The 25,807-nt window shown below is 41.5% G+C and carries 29 protein-coding genes; 3 read left to right on the top strand and 26 right to left on the bottom strand.

Annotated features, from left to right (window positions below):
- Window positions 1-133 precede the first annotated feature (133 nt).
- From CA600_RS15920 to CA600_RS15840, 17 genes are all read right to left on the bottom strand, one after another.
- On the bottom strand, window positions 134-508 hold the full coding sequence (locus tag CA600_RS15920) for a hypothetical protein (RefSeq protein WP_094871333.1): 375 nt from the start codon (window positions 506-508) through the stop codon (window positions 134-136).
- The gene (locus tag CA600_RS15915; protein WP_094871331.1) at window positions 505-1,251 is read right to left on the bottom strand and encodes a peptidase E; all 747 of its coding nucleotides are present in this window, start codon (window positions 1,249-1,251) and stop codon (window positions 505-507) included. The genes CA600_RS15920 and CA600_RS15915 overlap by 4 nt, the downstream gene beginning before the upstream one ends.
- Window positions 1,252-1,268: 17 nt before the next feature.
- Entirely contained in the window at window positions 1,269-1,853 is a 585-nt protein-coding gene (locus CA600_RS15910; protein WP_094871329.1) for a GNAT family N-acetyltransferase, read from the bottom strand.
- A 49-nt stretch (window positions 1,854-1,902) separates the two neighbouring features.
- Window positions 1,903-2,637, bottom strand: a complete 735-nt coding sequence (locus CA600_RS15905; RefSeq protein WP_094871328.1) for a metallophosphoesterase family protein — start codon at window positions 2,635-2,637, stop codon at window positions 1,903-1,905.
- A gap of 233 nt (window positions 2,638-2,870) precedes the next feature.
- On the bottom strand, window positions 2,871-3,293 hold the full coding sequence (locus tag CA600_RS15900; RefSeq protein WP_094871326.1) for an Rrf2 family transcriptional regulator: 423 nt from the start codon (window positions 3,291-3,293) through the stop codon (window positions 2,871-2,873).
- Between the two features lie 122 nt (window positions 3,294-3,415).
- Window positions 3,416-4,291 (bottom strand): YitT family protein, encoded by an 876-nt coding sequence (locus tag CA600_RS15895; RefSeq protein ID WP_179085712.1) that lies wholly within the window; start codon window positions 4,289-4,291, stop codon window positions 3,416-3,418.
- 234 nt (window positions 4,292-4,525) lie between these two features.
- Window positions 4,526-5,608, bottom strand: a complete 1,083-nt coding sequence (locus tag CA600_RS15890; RefSeq protein WP_094871323.1) for a nucleotidyltransferase domain-containing protein — start codon at window positions 5,606-5,608, stop codon at window positions 4,526-4,528.
- Between the two features lie 84 nt (window positions 5,609-5,692).
- Window positions 5,693-6,997 carry an alkaline phosphatase family protein gene (locus tag CA600_RS15885; protein WP_094871322.1) on the bottom strand — a complete coding sequence of 435 codons (1,305 nt, stop codon included), beginning with the start codon at window positions 6,995-6,997 and terminating at the stop codon, window positions 5,693-5,695.
- Complete coding sequence (locus tag CA600_RS15880) at window positions 6,994-8,253, bottom strand: MFS transporter (protein ID WP_094871320.1); 1,260 nt, start codon at window positions 8,251-8,253, stop codon at window positions 6,994-6,996. The genes CA600_RS15885 and CA600_RS15880 overlap by 4 nt, the downstream gene beginning before the upstream one ends.
- 108 nt (window positions 8,254-8,361) lie before the next feature.
- Window positions 8,362-9,186 carry a hypothetical protein gene (locus tag CA600_RS15875; protein ID WP_094871318.1) on the bottom strand — a complete coding sequence of 275 codons (825 nt, stop codon included), beginning with the start codon at window positions 9,184-9,186 and terminating at the stop codon, window positions 8,362-8,364.
- Between the two features lie 24 nt (window positions 9,187-9,210).
- Entirely contained in the window at window positions 9,211-9,792 is a 582-nt protein-coding gene (locus CA600_RS15870; protein ID WP_094871317.1) for a DJ-1/PfpI family protein, read from the bottom strand.
- A gap of 16 nt (window positions 9,793-9,808) precedes the next feature.
- Window positions 9,809-10,555, bottom strand: a complete 747-nt coding sequence (map, locus tag CA600_RS15865) for a type I methionyl aminopeptidase (RefSeq protein WP_094871315.1) — start codon at window positions 10,553-10,555, stop codon at window positions 9,809-9,811.
- A 32-nt stretch (window positions 10,556-10,587) separates the two neighbouring features.
- The gene (locus CA600_RS15860) at window positions 10,588-11,508 is read right to left on the bottom strand and encodes a hypothetical protein (protein ID WP_094871313.1); all 921 of its coding nucleotides are present in this window, start codon (window positions 11,506-11,508) and stop codon (window positions 10,588-10,590) included.
- Between the two features lie 365 nt (window positions 11,509-11,873).
- Window positions 11,874-12,506 (bottom strand): SGNH/GDSL hydrolase family protein, encoded by a 633-nt coding sequence (locus tag CA600_RS15855; RefSeq protein ID WP_094871312.1) that lies wholly within the window; start codon window positions 12,504-12,506, stop codon window positions 11,874-11,876.
- 159 nt (window positions 12,507-12,665) lie between these two features.
- Window positions 12,666-13,844 carry an NAD(P)/FAD-dependent oxidoreductase gene (locus CA600_RS15850; RefSeq protein ID WP_042126690.1) on the bottom strand — a complete coding sequence of 393 codons (1,179 nt, stop codon included), beginning with the start codon at window positions 13,842-13,844 and terminating at the stop codon, window positions 12,666-12,668.
- Between the two features lie 39 nt (window positions 13,845-13,883).
- On the bottom strand, window positions 13,884-14,327 hold the full coding sequence (locus CA600_RS15845) for a DUF1641 domain-containing protein (protein ID WP_094871310.1): 444 nt from the start codon (window positions 14,325-14,327) through the stop codon (window positions 13,884-13,886).
- 223 nt (window positions 14,328-14,550) lie between these two features.
- Window positions 14,551-15,390, bottom strand: coding sequence for a DUF2785 domain-containing protein (locus CA600_RS15840; RefSeq protein WP_094871409.1), 840 nt, complete (start codon window positions 15,388-15,390; stop codon window positions 14,551-14,553).
- A 263-nt stretch (window positions 15,391-15,653) separates the two neighbouring features.
- Here CA600_RS15840 and CA600_RS15835 point away from each other — a divergent pair, with 263 nt between their 5' ends.
- The gene (locus CA600_RS15835; RefSeq protein ID WP_094871309.1) at window positions 15,654-16,271 is read left to right on the top strand and encodes a nitroreductase family protein; all 618 of its coding nucleotides are present in this window, start codon (window positions 15,654-15,656) and stop codon (window positions 16,269-16,271) included.
- Between the two features lie 108 nt (window positions 16,272-16,379).
- On the opposite strand, the gene CA600_RS15830 is transcribed toward CA600_RS15835, so the two are convergent.
- From CA600_RS15830 to CA600_RS15805, 6 genes are all read right to left on the bottom strand, one after another.
- Window positions 16,380-17,000 carry a hypothetical protein gene (locus CA600_RS15830; RefSeq protein ID WP_094871307.1) on the bottom strand — a complete coding sequence of 207 codons (621 nt, stop codon included), beginning with the start codon at window positions 16,998-17,000 and terminating at the stop codon, window positions 16,380-16,382.
- Window positions 17,001-17,070: 70 nt separating this feature from the next.
- Window positions 17,071-18,219: a DNA polymerase III subunit beta gene (dnaN, locus tag CA600_RS15825; protein WP_094871305.1), complete on the bottom strand. Its 1,149-nt coding sequence runs from the start codon at window positions 18,217-18,219 to the stop codon at window positions 17,071-17,073.
- On the bottom strand, window positions 18,220-18,555 hold the full coding sequence (locus CA600_RS15820; protein ID WP_256989873.1) for a hypothetical protein: 336 nt from the start codon (window positions 18,553-18,555) through the stop codon (window positions 18,220-18,222).
- Between the two features lie 175 nt (window positions 18,556-18,730).
- Window positions 18,731-19,216 carry a DUF3888 domain-containing protein gene (locus tag CA600_RS15815; protein WP_094871303.1) on the bottom strand — a complete coding sequence of 162 codons (486 nt, stop codon included), beginning with the start codon at window positions 19,214-19,216 and terminating at the stop codon, window positions 18,731-18,733.
- A 60-nt stretch (window positions 19,217-19,276) separates the two neighbouring features.
- On the bottom strand, window positions 19,277-20,239 hold the full coding sequence (locus tag CA600_RS15810; RefSeq protein WP_094871301.1) for a phosphotransferase enzyme family protein: 963 nt from the start codon (window positions 20,237-20,239) through the stop codon (window positions 19,277-19,279).
- Window positions 20,236-20,520: a hypothetical protein gene (locus CA600_RS15805; protein ID WP_094871299.1), complete on the bottom strand. Its 285-nt coding sequence runs from the start codon at window positions 20,518-20,520 to the stop codon at window positions 20,236-20,238. Before CA600_RS15805 ends, CA600_RS15810 begins: the two co-directional genes overlap by 4 nt.
- A gap of 173 nt (window positions 20,521-20,693) precedes the next feature.
- Between CA600_RS15805 and CA600_RS15800 the strand changes: the two genes are divergently transcribed.
- On the top strand, window positions 20,694-21,908 hold the full coding sequence (locus CA600_RS15800; protein WP_094871297.1) for an MFS transporter: 1,215 nt from the start codon (window positions 20,694-20,696) through the stop codon (window positions 21,906-21,908).
- Window positions 21,909-22,011: 103 nt separating this feature from the next.
- Here the strand turns inward: CA600_RS15800 and CA600_RS15795 are convergent, their stop codons facing one another.
- Together CA600_RS15795 and CA600_RS15785 are read right to left on the bottom strand one after the other, a co-directional pair.
- The gene (locus CA600_RS15795) at window positions 22,012-22,716 is read right to left on the bottom strand and encodes an SAM-dependent methyltransferase (protein ID WP_094871295.1); all 705 of its coding nucleotides are present in this window, start codon (window positions 22,714-22,716) and stop codon (window positions 22,012-22,014) included.
- A 390-nt stretch (window positions 22,717-23,106) separates the two neighbouring features.
- Window positions 23,107-24,000, bottom strand: a complete 894-nt coding sequence (locus tag CA600_RS15785) for a LysR family transcriptional regulator (protein ID WP_094871291.1) — start codon at window positions 23,998-24,000, stop codon at window positions 23,107-23,109.
- A gap of 131 nt (window positions 24,001-24,131) precedes the next feature.
- Between CA600_RS15785 and CA600_RS15780 the strand changes: the two genes are divergently transcribed.
- Window positions 24,132-24,872 carry an SDR family NAD(P)-dependent oxidoreductase gene (locus tag CA600_RS15780; protein ID WP_094871289.1) on the top strand — a complete coding sequence of 247 codons (741 nt, stop codon included), beginning with the start codon at window positions 24,132-24,134 and terminating at the stop codon, window positions 24,870-24,872.
- Window positions 24,873-25,218: 346 nt separating this feature from the next.
- On the opposite strand, the gene CA600_RS15775 is transcribed toward CA600_RS15780, so the two are convergent.
- Window positions 25,219-25,807 (bottom strand): cellulose binding domain-containing protein (locus tag CA600_RS15775; protein ID WP_306440401.1); only part of this gene is annotated, 589 nt, incomplete at its 5' end.

Below are 25,807 nucleotides of genomic sequence, written 5' to 3'. Positions count from 1 at the left end.
TCTGTTCCAGCAGATCTCACATCATGACCATCGATTCCTTGAAATATCTTCTCTGCAGTTAGACTTGCCAGCGATTCTGACTGCACACAAACAGTAGTTTAATTGAGAGCACCTTCCTTATCCGAGTAAAACCTTATTTCGTTTGTCCGTTTAGATAAACCCTCCTATTTAAGGAGGCATCCGAAACCCAGGTTGTTAATAAGTCTTTGTTAAAAAGATATTCATTACCAACTCTGATGTAAGGAAACATAGTTCCTTGAAAAATGCCCGATCTGCTTAAATTCTCATGCTCCGTTTTAATAATATTCATCACTTGATCTTCAGTCATATTTAAGTATAAGGCCGTCTCTTTAATATCGATCAAAAGCTTATCTGCCGTTACTATGGATGGCGTCTGGTCTTGATCAACTTCCAACTCTTTATCGCCATTAGTTATTAAACATCCAATAATAAATGAAACTCCTAGAATAAGACTCGCCACGATCATTGAGATTTGATTAGACTTCATTGATCACCTCCACCATACACTTCTTGAAGTGGTCTGTAGCTTGGGTGTTCTTCGATTTGCGTAACGACAACACCTTGCTCCGAGTCCATCACGCGGTAGGCCTTAGCTTCTTCTCTGGACGACATCACCTTATATTCATAATCCTTGTAGATGATGGCACAGTTATTATCCACTGCGATTCCGAGCAAACCTCCGTCTTTTACCATACGCGAAAAATCCTCAACCCGAATATCCTCATTATAATGCGGACAATGAATACCTGGCAGAATCCCCAGCGCTTCAAGCTTAATATACTGCCAGTTCCCTTCATCATCAAAGGCTTCAGAGTCACTATGCCCATATTCAAACCAGCAAATGGAACCTGCACTCAGCCCTGCTAATATGGTCCCAGCGGTGTACGCTTCTTTTAGAAGCACATCCACGCCGGTATTTTTCCAAATTTCAAGCATCTTTCGGGTATTGCCTCCACCAACATAAATCAGATCAGCGGATATAATTAACTCTGCAATTTCTTCATGGGTATTGGTTTGGCTCACAAGCAATAAATGACTTGTTTCACATCCTAAAATCTTGCCATACACTTTGTTGAACGTATCACAATAACCTGGTGCATCACTGCTAGCTGTTGGTATGAATAACGCTTTCGGATTAGCTTTCTGGGTTAACTTCACAACTTCACGATCCATTTCAAGCGTTTCTAGATCGATTAGCTCCCCCCCGCCGATTACCACGATAGTCCCCATAATTCCCCCTACTTTCACTAGGATCTGTTTTTTCCCTTTCCGTATTCCTCTGCTAAAATACTGTAAATCTCCAAATCAATGAGCCCTTTACCTGACCATACATGGGCTTGTCTTAACGTCCCCTCTTTCATAAAGCCACTTTTCAAAAGGACCCGCTTGGACCGCTCATTAAAAGGCATGACTTCAGCTTGAATTCGATTGACCTCTGCCGTCTCAAATAAATATTTTTTCACCGTTTCAACGGCCTGAGTTGCAATCCCTTTTCCCCAATAAGACTCCGCCAAAAAATAACCAATCGTGACCATATCCACTTTTTGATTAAAATCCATAGCTTCGATAATACCTAGCAGTATGTATGGATTATTTTTACGGAAAATTCCCCACTTCACTCTTAACCCTTTATTAAAATCACGTTCGAAATGTCCGATCATATTCTTTACTGTATCTTTATTATGTTTCGGAATGATTCCGCAGTACTCAAACACTTGATCATTGCTATAAATACCAAATACCTCTTCAAGGTTACTAACTTCAATTTTTTTGAGGATCAGTTGCTCTGCTTCTAAAATAGGGAATTGCTCAAACACCTGACTAAGCTTCAATACGTTCCCTCCGTTACTTTTTGATGGCATGAATTAAGGTTGCCTTAAATTATCCCTGACCATTCCCTCTGTACTGCGCAGTTCTAAGCTCTCGAATATAGGGCTCTGTAGCTGGCATAACCGCATCTATGGCTTGTTGAATGGCTAACTCAATATCATAAGGAACTCTTACAAATTGTATATTCAAAGATGCTGTTGTCAGGCCCCCATACTCCCCCTCCAAAATCACATATGATGCCTGAGTGACATCAAGAGGATTCCCCACACTGCCCACATTAAATAAAGTCTTCCCTTCTAAATGTTGAATAAAAGCATTGTGAATATCCCCATAGCCTACGATATCCGCTTGTCGTTTCTCCTGACAGAAATCGGAATAACCAAACATAGACAATCGCTTTTCGTAATCATCCCAAGGCTGAATCCGTTCATAGTAACTTCTTGGCGAAGCATGAAATAATCGGATAAACTTACCACTCATCATAAACTCAATCGAGAACGGTAATGTGCCTAAATAAGCCAAACGGTCCTTCCCTAACAATTCCCGGCACCACCGGGCCATCTCAAAATCAACATCCTGATTCATTAGATCATCCCAGTTTCCCATAACACTGATTTCACAATTGTTCTTAATGATATCAACGGCTAGATCTGAATTCGGCCCTTTTCCAACAATATCCCCTAGGCACAATATCCTGCTAATTCCACGCTGCTTAATATCCTCTAATACGGCTGTCAAAGCCGGGACATTCCCATGAATATCTGAGATTAATGCGATTTGTTCCACTGTAAATCCTCCGTTCATTTTTCCACTTCACCATCTTAGAGTTTCCCTATATGAAGTATTATCTGTTTTCTGCCTTCTAAATACAGATTCTATGATTACGCCCTACTTCCCTTCTTTGAGTCACTACTCTCAATCCCCGAAATGGCATGAAAGATATATTTCTAATAAAAAAAAAGACCACAAGCATGTTAGCACATGTTGTGGTCTTCATTCTAAGTTGCGATATGAGATGGTTATATTTCAGGCATTTCATTCACAATCTGCTCCAAAGTAACCTCTTGAAGGACATTCTCCATTGCCTTTTGCGCGAGAGAGAATACGGGTACAATGGCGCTGGCTATATTTTTGCCGACTGGACATTCAGGGTTAGGGTGCTCATGAACTGAGAACAACGAATCCTCCTCCACCGCGTTTACTGCCTTATAAATCTGAAGCAGTGTAATCTCAGCGGCACTACGTGACAGCGAGGCTCCTGCGACTCCAGGGCGGGCTGTTACCAGTCCTGCTTTTTGCAGCATACTCGTTAGCCGGCGGATAACTACAGGGTTCGTGTTCACACTACCAGCTATCCACTCCGAGGTACTTTTGCCCTCTTTATTACTGTCGATTAACGTTAATATATGAATGGCTACCGCAAATCGGGTGCTAATGTTCACTATAAATCTCTCCTTCTGCCTTACTGTCGTACAATTAACAAGTGCATTAATCAGATGCAACAATAATAGTTACATTTTATGCATTTGTCAAACACGGAGGAGATGTCACTTCAGGATCGTAATTAATGAATATTATGCTTTTTGAAATTACCGCCCTTAACTTCTGCAACATCATATACTACGACAAAAGCGTTAGGGTCAATTTCATGAATGATTTCTTTGATTTTGCTTTCTTCCAGACGGTTAATTACACAGGTGATTTCTTTGAATTGTTCATTCGAGTAACCACCGTAAGCATCTGTATAGGTTGCCCCGCGACCCAATCGGTCACGAATCGTTTCTACCATGATTTCCGGCTGAACGGTGATGATTTTAAACGTTTTAGAACCGCTCAGTCCTTCTTCAACAATATGAATCACTTTAGAAGCAATAAAATAAGCAAGTGCGGATAGAATCGCCCCTTGTAGACCAAATGCAGTTGAAACAACAATAAAGACAAACATGTTTAGGAATAAGATTAGATCACTTGTCCCAAAAGGTATTTTTCGTGAAAGCAATACAGCCAACATGTCGATCCCATCTAACGCCCCACCATTACGTAACGCTAAACCCATACCAAAACCGATGATAATCCCGCCTACAACAGTAATTAATAATGTATCCCCTTCAATAATCGTTGGCACATGGTGCATAAGGCTTGTACCAATAGCTAGTGAAGCAATACCAATAATGGAATAAATAGCAAAGCTTTTACCAATTTGCTTATATCCCAGCCAAACAAAAGGGATGTTAATTATAACAATTAGCAGCCCTAACGGTAATCCAAACAGCTGTGAGCCCACGATACTTAGGCCTGTCACACCACCATCTGAAACATTGTTAGGGATTAATACGGACTCCAGACCATATGAAGTAATAAGTGCCCCTATAATAATTAATATGACTTTTGAAAATATCTTCAGTTTATTTGATTTTTGATGCTGTCTTATACCATGCATTCCATTTCCCCGCTTCAAATTAGTTTTTTATATCACTGCAAGTGAATAACATCCACTGGACAAAAGCCGATAAAAAATAGTCTATAATAAATGTCACCACTTTTGCAAATCAGTCGCCGCTAGTATACTATCGATTATTTTACCCAGATGACTTAAAATAATTTTATCGTTCCATAAAAAATGAAAAACCAGACTACGAAAATTCGTAATCTGGTAATCTGGTATTCTTATCTATCATACCTTCATATATTCGTTATATAATTCCTCAAAATTATCGTATCGCTCAACTTTCCTTCCTACCTTATTGTATTCTTCCAAATACTCATCCATGACCTGCAGGAACTGCTCTTTAAATAAATGCAGATGATCTGAATCAAAATACTGCATAAGATCAAACTTTTTTGTTCCCCTTGATTCTGTCATTTCATCAAGAAAATTTTGTGTGCCCATGGCTGCATAATAAGCATAAGATTTATCATTTGATTCCACACTGGCTATAACCTTATTACGGCTGTTACACCATAATTCCTCATAGCTGCCACCAAGATTATCATAGGTTGGAATAGGCTGAATCACAAAAGTCTTATAGATTTTATTATATAAATTATTAACGCTTTCTAAAAATCTATAGGATGCACTTCTGATTTCAACGATTGTCTTCGCATCAATCACAGCTAAATATCTATTTTCAAAATCATCAGGAATATACCGATACGTAGCTATTTCCTCCGGATACCTCTTAAGTCCCCTTTTAAAATAGGTATTGTTCAAATGTGTTAGCGCATTCACCAAGTTGTATACAACTTCGCTTGAAGCATATCTCACTGCTCCGATATCTTCAAAAAGTAATGTATTTGTATATTCTTGCTTTGCTATGTCTATACTCTTTTTCGCTCTACTAATACATTCACTCCCTATAGGCTTTGCCAAAGCATCGAGTGCTCTTTGTCTATATAAATTTAGCTTTTCCAGATATTCAGGTTTCGCACAATATAACAGCTCTAGATCTATTAGACACGAAATCATCGGACTCTCAAGATTCGCTTGTTCTTCTATCCTTGTTTCCCATGGCGTACAGTATATGTCGTAGCCAACATCCTCCAAAATAAAACATGAAGATATCCCCCAGCCTTGGGCCGTGTTATTAATTATGATTAGATCAAGATCGCTTTTTTCATGAAAATCTCCGGTACTGAAAGAACCTGTAAGCCCAATGATTGCAATGTCATCAGGAAAATCACTCTTAGCACGTTCAATAACCATATGAATAAGTCTGTCGTTTTTATTTAAAATTTTTTGTCTAATACCAGCATCCATATCCAATCCACCTCTAAATTCAATTTAATTCCATTGTAGATGGATATGGCTCAAGTAAATATTCCGACTTTATATATATTCAATCTATACCAAGAAAATTTCATCTAAAACTCTTCCGTCACAAGGCTTAAAATCAATCCCTAAAATCTTTGCCATCGTAGGAGCTATATCTACCATTTCCAGATCCCCTATAGGAAAATCACTTTTCACCTTATTCCCTGAGATCACCAAGTTGCATCTATAATCCTCTTTATTGGGAGAGTAGCCATGCGTAGCATATTTAATCCCTTGTTTGTTCAAATCAACAATCGTAGGTTCGTCCATGCTCTCATCAAAACAATAGCCTCTCCTAGCTTCAAGCATATATTTAGCAGATGGGCCCACATGAAGTTGATTCAGCTGCTCTCTAGTATACATTTCCTCTATACCTGAAGCGTCATCATTCATATATTCCTGAATAACAGCTAACGCTAATTGTTCAGCTTCTTCATCACCTTCTTTAATATGCAGATAAGCGGCTCCGCCCCCACACTGAAAGTAAGCCCTCCACTTCATTTCGCCGTTATCTTCATAGATCAACCCTTTTTCCTGCAAAAGGTTGTTCAGATGCACTTTATACCTAACATTGAACTGGCCATGGTCACCCAATACCAAAAAAATCGTATCCTCCTTTATTCCGGCATCATCCACTGCTTGCATAATATCACCTAACCGTTTATCCATACGTGTGATTACCTGCATCACTTCATCGCTGTCAGTGCCGTAGACATGCTTGGCGTCATCCAGATCAATCAAATGCATCATAAGAAGATTTGGCTTTTTGCGCTTAATCGTTTCTATCGCACACTTTGTCGTGAAGTCATCCAGATAGGGCTGCTCAATCCCTTTTCGAAGCCGGCCGTATTTCAGCTCCATTTCGATACAATATAAGGGGCTCCCGCTTTTCAACACCTTCAGTGCCTGGTTTTCGTTATTGATGGCTCTGATTTCAGGGATATTGTATTGGATGGAGGATTTCCCTGATACCGGCCAGAGGATTCCAGAGGTACTCAAGTTATGCTCGCGCGCAGCATCATAAATCGTAGGCACCTTTATCGCATTTCTAAACCAGAACCAGCTTTGCTCCTTTTCCTTCACAAACGGCTGAAACGGATTGTTATGATGGATACCATGCTTATCTGGATATACACCGGTTGCTATCGTAGTGTGCACCACATAAGTGAGCGTAGGATATACACTTTTTAATTGATTACTATGTGCTCCGCTCTTTATCAATTTCGATAAGTTTGGAAGACGGCTGGCCATTTCCCATTGATCTTCTGAAAAGGCATCGTAAGAGATGACAATCAGATATTTGGCCATTGCCGTTTGTTCTACGCTTGACTTCATAGGATAAGTCCCTTCGGTTCATCTTGTTCAAGCTGCTCTTTAGGTAAAGTTATAAATACGAAGAATCCAATAATGAATAGTGGAATAATCGCTAAAATACTAAATTTAGCGTTGCCTGTCAGGGTAGTTGTTAAAGACATTACAGCAGGACCAACAATCGCCGCAAACTTGCCAAAGATATTGTAAAACCCAAAGAATTCATTGGATTTTTCCTTAGGAATAATCTTAGCATAATAAGATCTGCTGAGCGCTTGAATCCCTCCCTGGGCAGAACCAATTAGCGCTCCCAAAATAAATATATGCCACACTGAAGTAATAAAGTAAGCCGCGATACAGGAAATGATATATGTAAAAATCCCCACAATGATCATCGTTCTAGCGGAGTATTTTTTAGCGAGATTACCGTACAGGATAGCACATGGAAATGCGATAATCTGGATCACTAATAAGATTCCCAGTAGAGTAAAGGTATCAAAAGCATCCGCACCCAGAACCGATGTCGCATAGGGTACTACCATTTTAATAATGGTATCTACTCCATCAATATAGAGAAAGTAGGCGATCAAGAATACAAATACTACTTTATGCTGTCTGACATTTTTAAACGTGTCTCCTAGTCTTTTAAAGCTATTAATGATCGGTTTTGGTTCAGGTTCTATGTAATATCTTTGCTGCACATCCTTGATCATAGGCATGGTCAGCAGTCCCCACCAAAGGGCGGTGATTATAAATCCAATCTGATAGCCAATCGATTTATCCATTCCCATAAACAGAATCAGCAGTAGGCTAATACCGAATGGAATGACGCTGGCGATATATCCAAAAGCAAACCCTTTTGAGGATACCTTATCCATCCTTTCATCCGTGGTTACATCCACCAGAAAAGAGTCATAAAAAATATTGGCCCCGGCAAAACCTATGACTGACAAAATATAAAAAACAATCAATAACTGCCACTGCCCACTCGCAGGTGCAACGAAAGCCAGCGAAGCAGTAGCTATTACGCCGATCAATGAGAAAAATATGAAGAAGCGTTTTTTCTTATCCTTATAATCTGCCATCGTCCCTAAAATCGGACTAAGGATAGCCACCAGAATACTCGCTATGGAATTAAAATACCCCAAATCCATACTGCTGTTAACATTCGAAAACATCCCAAAAACAATGGGCAGTAAAGCCGTTGTAACTGCCATCGAATAAGCCGAATTTCCACAGTCATATAAAATCCATGATTTTTCCTCTTTACTTAGTTTCATCTAACAGCCACCTTTTCACCTAGTTCCTTCAGTTATATCACTTAAGCATATGTGGCATGTTAAATGTATGTAAAACTACACTTCATAATTCCAATGGAGAGCCGATCCTCATGTTCTCTCCTGTATTGTCAAACTCTTGAGGATCTCAGCAACTTGTAGAGCATACTTTTTACTCAAACGCGACTTACCAAGATTACTCTTCACAATCTTAATAATCCGGTGATCAGGGCTCTTAGCGAATTTCTCCAGCATGGCAAAACCCGCTTCAGGTTCACTCGCCACAAATACACTTAAGCTGTATTCAAGTCCCTTAGATAATACACGAAAATGCTCAGCTTTCTCATATTGCACTTCCCCACTCCCCATACTCTCGATGATTCGAGTAGCCAACTGAAGACAATAAAGCGTATTCTCTTTCTTTTTTAAAAGAGGAGGATGAGCTAACGCTGCTACAAAAGCTCGTTGTTCAAACCCATTCGCACCCTCCTCCCACATGTCGATCAGCTGCCTGACAAGGGCAAAATCATCCTCCCCTATACTTTGCAGCGCCATAGCAGACGCTTCACGCATCCTCCACCTGGAGTCGTTCATAGCTGTCTTAATGATGCTCTGAATCATAATTTGCTGATCTTCTTTAGCGTAGCTGTAATAAGCACCCAGCGCTCTAACCGCACAAAACGGCAGAAACTCACGGGGATCATTCACCCCAGCTTCTGCCTCTGTAAGATTAGCCCATGAATTAAGAAACTCCCAGTCTGTTTCTGTTAGTTTAGGATGAGCGAAATATTCGGAAAAATTTCCAGAGAGCTCCAAATTCACTCGCGGCCCGGGAAGATTGCTCTCCTTCATCAGCAAATCTCTAAGTTGTACCCACTGTTCTGTATCGCTTACCCATTGCTGAAACAGCATAACCATCATTTTTTGTCCAGCCATCTCTGATCCCTCCGGTATTTAACTTCAGATTCGAACAATCCCCTGCATCTCGTAAGGATAATCAATCTGCTTTTTTACCGAATTCTTTGCTGCTTCTCCAGCCAAGTGTGAAATCAGATATAACCCCAGATCAATGGAAGTGGAAACTCCACCACCTGTAATCACATTACCATCATGCACAATACGGGTCTCTAAAACTTCTTCACAGTAAGGTTTTAGTAATTCATAGGCAGATGGATGGGTAGTAGCTTTTTTTCCTTTTAGCAGCCCCGCAGCCCCAAGCAGCAGTGAGCCTGTGCAGACGGATACCTTATAAGGAACATTGTGAGCACCTGCAATCCACGATACAAAAGCTTCATCATACTGGAGTTTACGTGTCCCCATTCCTCCAGGTACAAATACCATGTCATACTCCGAAAGCACTGGCAGCACTTTTCCAGCTTTAACTGTGAAACCTAACTCATCCGTCACTTCCTCCGACGCTGCACATATATCCCAAGACAAATTTTTGCCGATTTCAAATTGCCCCAATCGATAAATCACATCATAGAACCCCGCAAAATCTAAGAACGTAATCCCGTCAAAAAGTATAAAGGCGATTTTCAATTTCGCACTCTCCTCTTTATGGATTGGTTAGGATAATAGGCTCACCTTTAGTCACAATAATCGTATGTTCAAACTGTGCTACCCGGCCATTGTCTACGACACTCAGTGTCCACCCATCCGACTGCTGCTCCACGTAATCTGCTCCAGTAGAAAGGAAGGGCTCAACCGTAATCACCTGTCCCTCTTTTAACACTGTAGTCACTCTTGGATTGTAGAAAGGTAAGATTTCAAATGGCTTCTCATGGAGTGATTTGCCAATCCCGTGGCTGCACAGATTACGTACCACTCTATAGCCGCGTTTCCGAGCTTCGAGTTCCATCATTCTGCCAATCTCATTGACCTTCATCCCTGCTCTCAGATGATTGATCACACTCATCATAGTTTCCTCTGCACTCTGGCATAGACGAAGAATGTCATCATTATAAGGTGGTAATTGAAACGAAACTCCGGCATCCCCATAATATCCATTTAGCTCAGCAGATACATCTATATTGATCAAATCACCAGCATTAATCACTCTAGGACCAGGAATCCCATGTGCAACCTCTTCATTCACACTGATGCAGGTGCTGCCTGGAAAATTATACGTTTTCATCGGGGCTGAAGATGCTCCGAATTCCGCTAGAATTTTAGCTCCAATGCTATCAAGCTCCGCTGTTGTCATACCTGGAGTTACTTTCTTTTTCATCTCGGCGATGGTATGTCCTACTACTTTCCCTATGGCTTTTAGCCCTTCTAAATCTTGTATGGTATCACTCGTCATCTATCACACATTCCTCTCACTTCTGGTATGAATCACTTGTCTAACTTCTGAAATGCACTTCCATTCCACTGAAAAATATCTTCCATCTGTTTACCCGCTACATTATCGTAATAACTTCTCTTGAAGCTATGATCATCCACTTTATCAAGCTTTATCGAATACCCCTTAGAAGTGCTGATAAACAAATCAGAGTCTGGTTTGGTCTCTAATTCCTCTATACTGTTATTTTCCCTAAGCGTAAACAGCTTATAGAAGTAACCGTTACTGGATCCGTACTGACCAATCGTAAAATCCGGATCGCCGTCGCCATTATAATCCTCAAATTGAATTTGAAAAAAATCATTAAATATTAAGGGGTCCTCAAAATGTTCGCTGAGCGGAAAACGATACAAAGTTCTTCCTTGATCATCGATAAGCGCAAGCCCAAATCGGCCACTCCAATTCCTTCCCATCAACGGACCTGGTGTTGTCCAATTCTCACTGTAGGTTCCATCTAAAAGCTGCAGATCCAAGAATTCGGCTCTAGTAGTGACCGAAGAGAGGTCATTATGTGATATTGTTACTGGCCCTTTAACCTTGACCGAAGACTCCAACGACTCCGTCTGTTCAATGTTCGCCTTATCTGCTGCCCCAAAAATGAGTTTCCTTAATCGGTCCGAATTCTTCACCGGAATAGAGTAGCCCTGACCACCATTCTCGGCTGTAGTAAATACTCCTCTATAGCCGGGTTCATCACCTATTGCTATGTAATACTCCTTCGAGTAGCCATCACCGTAAACAAGCTTCATTTTAAATTCAGGAGCCCAATCCAGCTCTCCCAACAATTTATTGCTCTTGTTCATAGCTTCCGCAAGTGTCTTAATCAGAGTGGAGTCCTTCAGCATCAGGGTCTCAGAATATTCTGATTGGTCAGCTTGATTCTGATCACTGGTTGTTACTGAGGTTAATGACACTCCGGTGATCCACCTGGCATTGATGAATCCCACATCATTCTTACATCCACTTAACAACGTAACCACTATCAATGATACAACACACAGTAAATGCCTAATGCGGACCGCCTCCAAGAAAAGAAACATAATCCAATTATAACAGCGTCCATAAATATAAAGAAATCGGCTTTCCGAACCGTTACAAGCATAAACGCTTTCGCATCCCTATAGGGGCGACAAGTGTTTAAGCGAGAAATATAAGGATAATTTATAACATGGAACATATAAATTCTTATATTTTTAAAAAAAAGACTATAACCTGCTCCTTTAATGAGTGGTTCTAGTCTTATAGAATCAAGTAAATATGTAGTGATACGATCAGACGATTAAGCTTGAATTGCGCCTACCGTCTTAAGCCAAGCCTCTGCAATAAGCGCATGACCCGCAGGTGATGGATGTACTCCATCCGGAGCCCAATAAGTAGGTTCTGCTTTCACGGATGCCGCAGCAAACAGGCCATCCAGCGGAACAAGCAATGCACCATATTCACGTGCCAGTTCACGAACAATGTGAATTTTAGGGTCCAGATCCTGGCGCCAGGTTTTACGATCTTCTGGGACAGGCAACACGAATGGCTCGATTAAGACTAATTTAGCAGCCAGCGAATGCTGCGTGCGTTCGATCAGGTCACGATAGGCAGCTTCAAATTGTTCAGGCGTTGTTTCCTGACCAGAATCAAAGCGGCGCCAAGTGTCGTTAATCCCAATATATAAGGATACCCAAGTCGGCTTCAGATTCAGGCAATCCTTCTCCCAGCGTTCCTGCAAATCTACTGCACGGTTTCCGCTAATTCCACGATTATAAAACGTAAGATTCTTCTCAGGATATAAATGCCCCAGACGAGCGGCGATCATCAATGCATAGCCTACACCAAGCGATGACGCATCTTCATAATTGCGACCCCAATCCGTTATACTGTCGCCTTGAAACAGAATGACATCGTTTTGTCGGAATAACATCACGTAATCCTCCCCTATTTCCACTGTTAATATTAGCCAATATAGTATATCAAAAATGATTACTACGTACCAGGACAATCATTAACAATTCATGGTAGAAACCACTAGAGATCAACAAAAAAACCTGCTCTATTTAGAGCAGGTTTTCCAATAATACAATTAATAAGCTAAGCTAAACAATCCTTTAATGTGAGACAAGTAACGAATATTACTTGCTTCCTTCATCAAGGTTGCAGGCAAGCCTTTTAGCGGTGTTGAGCTAGCACCAACGATGGCTACACCGTCTTTACGACCCAAGCTGGCAAGCGTACCTGAGTTGATCGGACTAAAGGATTCAAATGATTTATCCTTCAAGTATGCATAAAGATTGTACCCGATCAATTCACCCATTTGCCAAGCGATTTGTGCAGTTGGTGGATATGGACGACCATCTTCGGCAAAGACAACAGCGCTGTCGCCAGCAACGAATACATCCTTGTGAGATGTGGATTGCAAGAATTCATTTACCGTTGCACGACCACGGTTCACTTCAAGACCGGATTCACCAATCAGTGGATTTCCTTGTACGCCGCCAGTCCATACGAAGGTGTTAGCAACAATTTTTTGACCATCTTTCAAGTCAATGACATTATCCGCTACATTCGTAACAGGTAGACCTGTCAAGAATTGAACACCACGTTTTTCTAAGCTAGCCACTGCACGTTCGATCAGTGCATCTGGCAATACTGGAAGAATCTTAGGACCTGCTTCAACGAGCATCAGTTTAATTTCTTTAGGATCTACGCCATATTTCTTAGTGAGTGTTGGCAACACATCAGCGATTTCACCAACAAGTTCAACACCTGTTAAGCCACCGCCGCCGATTAGGATGCTTGCATCTGCTGGATTCTTAGACTTCGCATATTCACGGATACGCTCATCAATATGACGATGAATTCTGTTAGCATCCGCTGCCGATTTCAATACCATACTGTATTGCTCAAGACCTGGAATGCCGAAATAAGCCGTAGTGCTTCCAAGACCCACAACTAGAGCATCATAGGACAATGTCACACCATCAGATAGTGTAATTTGTTTGTTCTCAACAGAAAAAGAGTTAACCTTTGCGATTTTCAGGTCGATATCTTTGCCGGCAAAAAGCTTAGCCAGTGGCATAGCAACAGCACCCTCTGCAACACTACCCGCTGCAAGACGATGTAATTCTGTAATAATTTGATGTGTAGGATATTGGTTAACGACTGTAATTTTAGCTTCGTCTTTCTTCAGGTACTTGCGTACAGTTAAGGCGCTTAGTAGACCACCATAACCTGCTCCTAGAATGACAATATGTTTAGACATGATGTTTCCTCCGTCCTTACGAATGAGATATAAAAAATATTATTTCTGCTGACTGCGTTCGCCGGCGACTTGAAGATAAGCATTTACAAAACGGAAAAGCTTCTGTGCTTGTGGATCTTTAAGCATCTTCATTAGACCAAATACACCGATCACTTCTTTGCTTTCATTCGCACGATCTTGCGCTTCGATCACTGTAGCTGCCATATTCTTCGCCGAATGCACCACAGGTTCAGCAAGTTCTTTAATTGCACTTACCGTATCACTTTTCAAGACTTCATCCGCAGCGACAGTTTGAACAAAGTCATATGACTTTGTGAGCACGCCGGCAAGCTCTGTTAATTTTGGCAACTGTTCCACTAGAACCGTTAACGATTCCTGAACTTCAGGTTTCAATAGCTGCTCCAGAACATTCATTTGTTCTTGAGTGACAGCTAATTTTGGTGATTCTTGTTCAGGGGTTGTTTGAGTGATTGTTTCTGACATATCCGAATCTCCTCTGCAAATAAGCTTTGCTGCTTAGTAGTAATAAAAAAATAATAACTTGTGACGCCATATTTCTATTATAGCACTTATCAAGTTATAAATGTCACAAAGTTTTTGAATTTCTCTAAAGTTTTGTGATTTTTATTACATTAAAACGGGATAGTTAAAATTCTTGATATCATTTATACACATTTGATTGAGTAAATGCTTATTGAGTAAATGCTTATTCAGTAAATTCATTCAAATTCATTTCCGCCTTCAATATAACGGATACCAAATCCAGATTCTTCTTCGGAAGCAACCTAAAATAAAGTGAACGAAGGAAATTCTTTGTATTCACACGAGCCACATACTTGTTACGACTTCGCGGCCACCCTCCGCATTGCTCCAAACTTCCGATCCAATCCACTATAGACAGCTCTGCAAGTAAATGATGATCTATCATTGTAGCTACAATCGTAGCGATCCGTTCATCCTCTTCGTCGCTAAATATGTACTGATCGTTGTAAAGCATCCTTTGGATGACTGCCAGAACCTCTTCCCGGATCGTTGCATCACTCTCTGAGCACAGTACCAGTTCATCCAAAGCATCTGCGCCATGGGCCGCAGCGTGTGCCCAGCCTGCTTCAGGTGTAAATCCTCGTAAATCCTGTTCTTCCTCATAATATCTAATTAAGGATTCCTTCACATTTGTAAACGCAGCGCTATCTAACAACCCCTGTTCCCTATGCCGCTGAAGAATAAGCGCAACGACCAGTACAGAAAATGTTCTGGTGAACACAGCCGGATCGTCCTTACTGCCAATGTGATAGAACAAATGCTGCTCATCAAGAAGAATCAGGAGCAGCTCACGAAGCTCCGCATCACTAAACCATTGTTTCTCGTTAATCCATTTGTAGAAGGTGGAATAGATCAAGTCATCACGTAGTTCCGGCTGTGGATCTCCTATATACTCAAGCATCAACTTCACATAATCCCTTAATTGCTCCCCACTTCTAAGCTCGTAATCGTTCTCTTCAATTCTTTGCAGGTCTATTATCAACTGCGCTCTAATATCGTTCAACATTCTCACCCTTTCATTAATAAAAGCAATTTAAATTTTTCATATCCTAATATCCTAATTTACATCCCAATATTTTACAACGTAGTATTTATTCTTCGACACTCCAAAGTACTTCGATAGCTGAATGTAAATGAAGTGAATTTAATCATTGACGAATATAATTAACTGTGCTATTTTGAGTTAGTAACTAATAGTTAGTTCATTTATAAATATCACCTATTTATAATTAACAAGCAAATACATAACATATGGAGGAATAACTCATGAGCACTTTTACAGATTTAATTGAATCCCGCAGGTCTGCTATGAATTTTGTTGAAGGGGTGAAGATCCCTCAGAATGAATTAGAGGAAATGTTCTCTTACGCTAGATTGGCACCATCGGCTTATAATCTTCAACATACCAATTACAAAGTGGTTTCTGATGAGAATTTAAAAGAGGAGATTCGTAAGGCGGCTTACGGTCAATATAAAATACATTCCGCCTCAGCGGTAATTGTAGTACTCGGAGATAAACAAGCTTATTTGAAAGCTCCAGAAATCTACGGTGGACTTAAAGCTTTAGGGGCGATGAGTCCAGAGGATTATGATGCAGAGATTGAAACGATTAACAATACTTACGCAGGAAAGGATGCTTTTCAAAGAGATGAAGCGATACGAAATGCCTCCCTGTCTGCCATGCACTTTATGCTGATTGCCAAAGATAAAGGCTGGGATACCTGCCCGATGATCGGCTTTGATCCGGAAGCCATTCAATCCACTTTAAATCTACCCGATCATATGGTACCGGTTATGCTGATTACAATTGGCAAAGACAAGAAACATAAAATCAGACCACGTGGCTATCGCAAGCCGGTCAATGAATTCGTTGAATTTATCTAAGGGTTACAGGAAGATATCGATAGATATAACAAAAGCGTTTCATCCGATATTGAAGTTCGGACGGAACGCTTTTTTTACTAAGGATGAGGAGCTTAAACCTCTTCTCCACTACTTAGCATACTGAAGAATTGCAATCGCTGCTCGTTCCCGTCGTTCGGCGCTCTCACTAACAAGAGCTTCCTTCAAAATATCGAGCGCCATTGATAATGTCTCTTCATCCACATGCACTCGATTAATCACCGCTTGCTCTGAATCAGAAGAACCTGTAATCCACAGATCCACACGAGCACTAGGCATCGGCCCCTTATACTGTTTAACTATCCCACTATCGCTAAGAAATTCTTTTACCTCTACGTTTAGATCGGTTATAGGAAGACTTTTCAGCCAAGTTACACCACGTCGATGGCATGTACCGAGGTCTGGCGCGTCAAATAATTCATTGTAAAAATAATCGCCAAGATCACCTAGATGTACCCAATCTCCATCACACACCAGCACATAATCACCATCCTGCATCGTATGTACGAACAGATGAATGGCTTGTAAATGTTCTGTAAGCTCCAACTCACTGTATCGGTATGTATGAATCATCCGATCGCGGAGCTCCACTTTACTGATGTTCTCCAAATCCCCTATTCCGGGATATCCGATACTCACATAATTATCCTCTAAAAATGTCGTGATTCTTTCGGTCCCAAGCGGCTTTGATCCCATCTGAAACAGATTCACAGATCATCCCTCCAAGTAATTAATATAATATTTTTCAACGAAAAGAACTCTTCTTAGCAAGCTCATATGACTATCCTCCATCCTGCGTCCTCATTGGTGTAATTAAAAAAAGTGTGGATGAAGTCATGTCTACAGGCTGTATCACCAGTGGTCTTTCTTTTCCAGCAAACCTTATGATAAGCGTCTCACTATCAATCGCCCGAAGGATGTCTCTGAAATATTTCCCGTTAAAAGCTGCTCGAAAATATTCACCTTCTAGATACTCCAATGGAATCTCCTCTTTTGCCTCACCTACGTCGGCGGTCCAGGATATTAAATGAAGTATACCGGAGGGAAGTACACCGAGCGTTACACTTTCACCAGCCAATATAGCAATACGTTCAACGACAAGCAACAAACGCTCTGTATTAACAATCACTTCGGAGAGGTACACCTGCGGAATTAAATGATCGACAAAGGGATATGTGCCCTCTAATAGCGCAGACTGAACCCTCAAGCCATCAGAAATAAATCTGATTTGTTTCTGACCTATCTCGATTTGGGTGCTGCTGCCCTCATTATCGTTTATCATTTTTAAAAGATCCTGAAGAGTGCTGCCCGGTATAATGACATTTAAAGGACTTGCTTCGTAATCTTCTACGTTTTCCACAACAAGCTGAGCCAGGCGGATGCCATCAGTGGCGACTACGCGAATATTGTGATTATCTATTTGAAGTGAAACTCCTGTGAGTACAGGTCTAGTTTCCAACGAAGAAACCGCAAAAACCACATGTTTAAATATTCGCTTCAAAAGTGTGTTCTTCATGCGTATCTTTTGGATGTTTGGATGATCCATGTAATGGATTCTTGGAAATTCTGCAGTGTCCATCCCGCATAAACGAAACTGGGTATTGCCCGATTGGATATTTAGAATCAATGTCTCTGCGATTTCCAGGCTAATTAATCCAGGGTCAAGCTTGCGGATGATCTCATAAAAATAACGTGCGGGCACTACGATCTCACCTGATTTGTGTACAATCATCGAATCCATCTTCACAGGAAGCTTATATTCAATGGTCATTCTTATATTGCTGGCTGTTAAAGTCAGACCCTCCGCTTGCGCCTGAATATGTATTCCGGTAAGAGCACGGGAGGAACTATTCGCGGTTATAGCTTTTAAGGCTGCTTGTAGTGCAGTGCTGAGAGAATCTTTTGACACATGGATTAGCAAAGATTTCACCTAACTCTCCTTAGATTCCTTTGCAAAATGCGCCTCAATAATGTTCCGAAATACCTGGGAGCGAGATACGTTCTGTTCCTCACAAGCCTGCTCTATCTCCTGCCAGATGTTTTCTGGAAGCGTCAAAGAGACCTTTTTAGTTATACCGGTGCTTTTTCTTCCAGCCCCTTCCCGAAGACCTCCCCTCGTAAAAAGAAACCCTAACTGCCCGTCTTTAGTAGCTACGCCTACCTTAACTTTATCCTTAGAGCTACTTGTGATATCGCTTGTGATTTTAGATTTGAATTCACTTAAAATTTCATCGCTGTGTTCGTCTTCGAATTTATGATCACTCAATCCTTACACCTCACACTTTGAATTTAGTAACTAAAATCAATATAACTACTATTTTCATAATACCATACATGGCAATAATCCACCACCGCTCTAGACACAAAAAAACACCCCATAGATCGGAGTGTGGTTAGCTGGGTAGTGTTCGAAATTGTGATTGTAAGAGTTAATTACCGCCCTACCTCAAGATATTCTGGTAATTTGGTGTAAGATCAGACTTTCTCGGGTCTCTCAAATGCTTGAATGATTCTAACTTCACCTTAGGACCAGGAGTGATTCTAAAAGTCATAGTATCCTCTCCGACGGAAAGATGTGGACCCACTGTAGGGTGTATGTTGAGTGTAATTAAGAAATCGAACCGACGAAACCCATTCACTCGCTTCATATCAGTAACGTCCACTAAATAAGGATAGACAGTCGGAGTTATCGTTAGAAGTGGCGCATAAATCTCAGCCATTTTTTTCTCAATATAGGGTAAAAGAAAGAGCATCATTGTGTCTTTATACATGAGCTCGCGGGAATCCTGATCTGGAAGCTTCGGTTCCGAATCAGATCTGGACGGAGCCTCGGCTGGCGGTTGAACAAACCCATTAGCGGAGCAAGGTTGTTGCCCCAGCAAGAACATCACTGCGATAAGAAGAGGAGCAATCCAGTTTTTTTTCATCAAAACAGCCTCCTTAGGGAACTTTTAATAAATTCCCCAATGAGGCCCTATTTTTATACGCTAAATCTCAATGGTGTTAAAAAGGAAGGGAGCTCCCCTAAGATAATTCCTTAGAATCGCTTGCGCATAAGGCTGTTCTGCTTTCAGTCCCTCGGTTTCTCTAGGGTCGGGTGCGTGATGGCAATAATTTTCGATCATAACCATGACCATAAAATTCTCTAAAGTCTGAAACCACTCCCCATCAAGCTTGGCCACACTTTCGTAACCCCTAATGACCAGTTCTCTTTGTAAAGGATACAGCCCTAGAATGGTATGTGCCACATCATAAAGATAATATCCCCAGCCACATCTTCCGAAATCAATCGGTCGAGGTTCACCCTCTTTAAATATGATGTTCCCTTGATGTAAATCACCATGGATAACCCCATATGTCCTTCTGTTCTTATTTTTGTGCTGCTTGCTTAACCAGCCGTATAATTTCTCAGCCGCAGACTGATACCTAACGAACTCATCATCCGAAAGAAAACTATGGTAGTGCAGCTTTAATCGGAGCATTGCTTTTCTAAAGCTATGTTCATCCCACACGGGACGATTAAAACCTGGAGGTAACTCAAGCTCCTGTGCCGCTTTATGTAGCTCGGCTAATAAAACGCCTTCTTTGTAAATTTGTTCTTCGGTAAGTCTTTCGTTCGCATGTTCACCTTCAACCCAGCGCATTAACGATGCATATATACCATCCCCATTACCTTGCTCCACTTTGAACGTAACAGAACCTGTTCGATCATGAACCCCTTTCGGCAGGGGGACATCCATTTTGCTCGTCAAAAGCTCCAGCCAAGCGATTTCGGAGTTAATTTCCTCTTTAGATCTCCCCGAGTGAAGACGCAGCAAAAAAGTCCCCTCTTTATTGGTCTCTATTACAAAAGTGCAAGTGTCCGATCGTTGGTTGAAACGAATCTGTGTCCAATCGAGGTCAAAGTGCTGGAGCGCCATTAAAGCTGCTTGCTTATAATTATTTCTCATCGCAATGGAATGTACACATCAACCTCATCAGGCCATGTAGGATTAGCAAACTGATAAACTTCAATCGCCAGTGCACGATCATTACTTTGCAAATCGTTTTCCCTTACATAACTATGAAGAACCTCATAGGAATCACCTTGGGATTTTACATGAACATACTGCTCTCGCTTCATCGCTTCTACTCTTTCCGTCTCGCCCCCTACAAAAGAAGAAGTAATACTCAAGCCTATTAGCTTCATCTCCGGTAATTCGAGCACTTGAACTACACCTTCATCCATCATGAATAATTCATCCCTTCTATGATTACTTAAAATGAAAATATCTGAAATAAATATTTCTCTTGAAAATAATTTCAGAAAACTAAATAATATAAAGCAGTACTACATGTCGGATCTATCATCTCAATAAGGGTGGAGCTTCATTACAGACAGAAGAAAGGTTGAACATCGGCACCATGAACGCAATTCCAAGCCTCAACAAGGAACCAGCCCGTGTGGAAAAAACACGCAAAGAACCTTTCCCCATCTCTATTCTTTCGCTTACGGTAGGCGCTTTTGCCATTGGAATGACTGAATTTGTCATCATGGGTATTTTACCAAATGTAGCCAAGGATTTACAGGTTAGTATTTCAACGGCAGGCCAGCTCATTACGATGTATGCCCTTGGGGTAGCCGTCGGCGCTCCTATCCTAACCATCCTTACACAACGAATTCCGCAAAAGAAACTGTTATGTCTGCTCATGGTATTATTTATTCTAGGTAACGGAATCTCAGTATTTGCTCCAAACTATGCCGTTCTTATGATAGCTCGTATCATCACAGCTTTAACACACGGAACTTTCTTTGGCGTGGGCGCAGTGATCGCTTCTAATCTGGTCAAGCCCAATAGGAGGGCCGGAGCCGTATCTATTATGATGGCGGGTTTAACGATAGCCAATATTGTTGGCGTTCCTTTAGGAACATTTATTGGACAAAGCATGGGCTGGCGCGCCTCATTTGCTGCGATAGCAGTCATGGGAGTCGTTGCACTAATCGGCATTCTTATTTTCATTCCAAAGCTTAAACAAGACAAACCTGCTAGTGTAATCCAGCAAATTTCTGCGCTAGCTAATCCTAAATTGCTTCTATTCTTACTGATCGGTGCGCTTGGTAACGCCAGCTTGTTCACGGTGTTCACTTATATTGCGCCCCTGCTTCAGCAGGTGACCGGATTTGCCGAGCATAGCGTGACATGGATTCTAGTCCTCTTTGGCTGTGGTGTAACCATCGGAAATATCATTGGTGGGAAGCTAGCGGATTGGAAGCTGATGCCTTCTATCGTGGGACTTTATTTTGCAGTTAGTGTCATTCTTACGATTTTTTCCTTTACAATGCACAGTCCAATTGCTGCGGTCATTACAATCTTCTTCTGGGGTTTGGTGTCCTTTGCGGTTATGCCAGGACTACAAATACGGATCATGAGTCTGGCTCAGGCCGCTCCCGCACTCGCTTCAACGACTAGCCACTCCGCAGGGAATTTAGGGAATGCAACGGGTGCCTTCATCGGTGGATGGGTCATTTCTCATCTTGCGATTACTTCGCTGCCATGGGTCGGTGCCGTTCTGGTAGGACTCGGTCTGGTACTTGGGATTGCTTGTTATATAGCAGAACGCAAAGAGAAAGTAGCGTAATTTTTTATAAAGCAATATTTAACAAAACGAGGGTGTCTCCAAAGCGATAAAAATAGCTTAGGGACCCTCGTTTTTATTTTACAAACTATAGCTATCTGCTTTCTTATGGCTTCATTCTTCTAATGCTTAGCATCTGATTTGCCCCTTTTTGAAATTCATAAGGAACCTCCATCTCCGCCACAGCAAAGCCTTGTTGAACCATCTCATCTATAAGGCGATCTAGATACTCATATCTTTTGCAAGACAAATCAACTAAAGGGAAAATACGAAGCTCTCCTCTAGTCACCCGCATAAGTTCATTAACAGTCCTTAGATGAAAATCATAGTCCAGCCGATCATTATACGTAAATAGGAAATGCGCGGACAATGTCAGATCAAAATCCTCATCATTGAACGGCAGATTAGGTAAAATCACAGGAACATATCGCTTCGGGGTTTGTCTCTGATCCTTGATGTTATCGTTTAAAGCCTTACTTCTCGCTTGTGTTAAATCCTCTATAGACTTGAAGTAGTCCCATACAAAATTGCCCTGTACCTTATCCAACTCAGACATAGCATGCTCAATATCCTGAACCCCTTTATCTCCAAGCTCTTCCGCCGAGTAGTAATAAGCGATATCCGCAGCAGTCACGTCACTCCCTAACTGATTCGATATCGCTGTAAAAGAGCAGGCACCTGCAGGACAATCTAAAATCCGCCGGCCTACAAGATCCGCTTCTTGCAATTTGAACATCTGCAAATACTCTTCAAAGGTCCTTCCAATAAAAACAATCCTCTCTAACTCAAGCTTTCCCTCTGCTCCGCTCATCTCATCTCACCTTTCCTCATCTCGGCTAATAGGCTCGCTTTTCACTCTGTTTAAATATATGTATAAGATAATCTATAAGAAGTCCTAAAATTAGGAACGTCCCAAAATGAATTACATACGTGGGGAATTTGACGCTGATTAGTATACTGCTTGCAGCCCATTCCGTATTATTAACATCAACCATCCAGTATGCAAAGGGCTTCATAAAGATCAGTGTATCTATAATTGGATTAAGTCGCACAAGAATGATGTTTGCAATCTCAATCCCCAAATAATCACCCAGACAGATGATGATACTAATAATCGAAAGCCAGAAACTGAATTCCCTCCTAAAAAACATCAAACACCGCCCTCTCTATTTTTTCTATTTCTTAACAATTCGTTTAAAATTCAAAATATCCTTGTTGAGATTAGTTCCTGCTTTAAAAAATGATACAATCTGGAGCTCGCTAGCTTGAACGGATAATCCGAAAGTTTGCATAGGATTCCGCAAGTCATATCAATCATTTCTCCCTCCAGCTTCCGCAATACCGTTCCTGCAGGCGCTGGATTCAGCATAATCTCAGGGACAAGAGCGACACCTAAACCACTTTCCACAAAATATTTTAGAGCTGTCATGCTTCCAATCTCCATAGTATCTACTGGTGCTCCACCTGATTCCTGCAGCACATTTTCTAGTTTTTTGCGATAAGGACAGTTCACTGCCGTTATAAGTAACCGATGAGCCCGTAAATCCTCTGGTGTGATATTCTCTTTGGAAGCTAACGGATGCTCTTCTGGCATAAGTAACACAAATTCCTCCGTAAATAAGGGTTCAAAATAAAGCTCTTTCCCCAGCTCTGGCGCTGAACAAACAGCCATATCAATTTCGCCTCGCAAAAGTAGTTCACTGAGTGCAGCGGTTCCCGCGATCTCCACGGAGACCCTCACTTTCGGAAACTGCGTCATAAAACTACTTAACAACTGCGGCAAACGATAGCTCGCCGTCGGATCCGTTACCCCTATGCGGACGCTGCCAGCCTCGCCTATCTTCAAATCGGCCAAACGGCTCTGTAGCCGCTCCATATCCTTAACAATATGTAAGCTCTCTTCATAAAACAATCTACCAGCTTCTGTTAAGCTGATTTGTTTTCCCCGCTCAAGCAATTGACATCCTAAGTCGGATTCAAGCCTCTGCATTTGCATCGTGACCGTTGATTGAGCATAATTCAATGCCTCTGCTGCACGGTTAAAGCTTCCTGAAATCACAATGGCTTGAAAGGTTTTTATTGTTTTTAGATCCATTCCTGAGCCCTCCACTACTTAGTTCAATTAAATTGAACCAAATCTTCAATTAATTCAATTATACGAAATCCGATAATCATTATAGAATACTCTCTATCAACAACATATGCCAACCAAAGGAGTGAATGAGGATGAATCTAAACCATAAAGTAACCTTAGTAACTGGTGGTGGTACTGGAATTGGCATGGCTGTAAGTCTGGAATTAGCCCGACGCGGAGCCTTTGTTGCAGTGAACTATTCCAGATCCGAGGCAGAAGCTAATGAAACCGTGAATACGATTATAAATCAAGGTGGGCAAGCGATAGCAGTACAAGCCGATGTTTCTAAGGATCAGGAAGTGCGAAGTATGGTTCATTCGATTATTCAGCATTTTGGGACGGTTGATCTGCTGGTGAATAACGCCAGTATTACTAAACATATTTCGCTGGGTGATCTGGAAAAAGCAACGGAGGAAGTCTGGGATGAACTATATGCTGTAAATGTGAAAGGAATGTTTTTTTGCGCCAGAGCAGTTGCACCGTATATGAATAAAAGTGCCTCAGGAGCCATCGTCAATCTCGGCAGTATCGCCGGAAACACGGGATTAGGCTCCTCCCTTCCTTATGCCGTCTCCAAAGCTGCTGTTCATGGCCTTACGAAATCTCTAGCTCATGCGCTAGCTCCAACGATTAGAGTGAACTGTGTCGCACCGGGTGCTGTTGCTACTCGATGGTGGTCTGGTCGAGAAGAACAGATGCATCAATTAGCCCCTAATCTGCTGCTCCAGCGTATTTCATCCACTGAGGATATCGCTCAATTCGTCTGCGCAACTCTGGAACAGGAAGCCATAACCGGGCAGATCATTACTGTAGACAGTGGACAAACATTGTAACAACAAAAACAGCTAATCGTATGTCAAAGTGAAGCATCGAATAATTAGGGAATTTCTCCCTGAAATTCTGAGATCTTCGATCATCCAACTAACAATTAGGGAAAACCTCCCTGTAATTTGGCTGATTTGGTGGAAAATTAAGAAATCTCCTCGATTTTTAGGGAGGAATTCCCTATTTTTGCTCATTTATAGCGAATAACGGCTATTTTCAGGGAGTTTTTCCCTAATTATTCTCTAGCCTACACCTGGCCATGGTTTGGCCTATTCTATAAAAAAGAAGCCGCCCCAAAAGTAGAAATCTCTACTTTTAGGACGGCTTTTCCAACGTAATGCTTAGTGAAGATTCTTAGTTAGGTTCACTACCCCAAATCAGATTACCTGAGACGTACACGGGTGCTTTGGTCCAGTCCACATAATTGGTATCCACCGCATTGAAGGAATAATCTCCGGTTTGCGTGTAATTCGTCCAGTCCTCTTTAGACACACGCACCTGGATATCGATGCTGCCACCCGCAGCAAGTGAACCTGCTGTACTTGTGAATCCGATCTCAAAATAATAATCCGCATCCGCTTTAGCGGTTGGCAGCTTCACAAACGCTCCAGTTACATTCGCACTTCCCACCTGTGACCAATCGCAGAAGAAGCTTTGCGGCTTCTCCCCATCAATCGTGTAATAGTATCTTAATTTCACATCAGAGAGAGTAACTGCACTTGTACTCGTATTCACCAGTTTAAACTTTGGATTCAGTGTATTTCCAGAAGCAGATAATGTACCGTTATACATCTGTACCTTCAGTGCTGCTGTAGGAGCTACTGTCGTATCTGCAATGGTGATCGCCAAGGATTGCGCAGCTCCTGCACTAAACTCAAAAGATAACGTAGTCGTTCCTAACGTTTGTGTCGCTAGATACGATTTTTTAATCGTCACCGTCGAT

Origin of the sequence: Paenibacillus sp. VTT E-133280 (genome assembly GCF_002264385.1) — a bacterium.
In the GTDB taxonomy this organism is placed as follows: Bacteria; Bacillota; Bacilli; order Paenibacillales; family Paenibacillaceae; genus Paenibacillus_AQ; species Paenibacillus_AQ nitricinens.
Note: the sequence above shows the minus strand (reverse complement) of the source record. Positions and strands in the feature narration are given on the sequence as shown.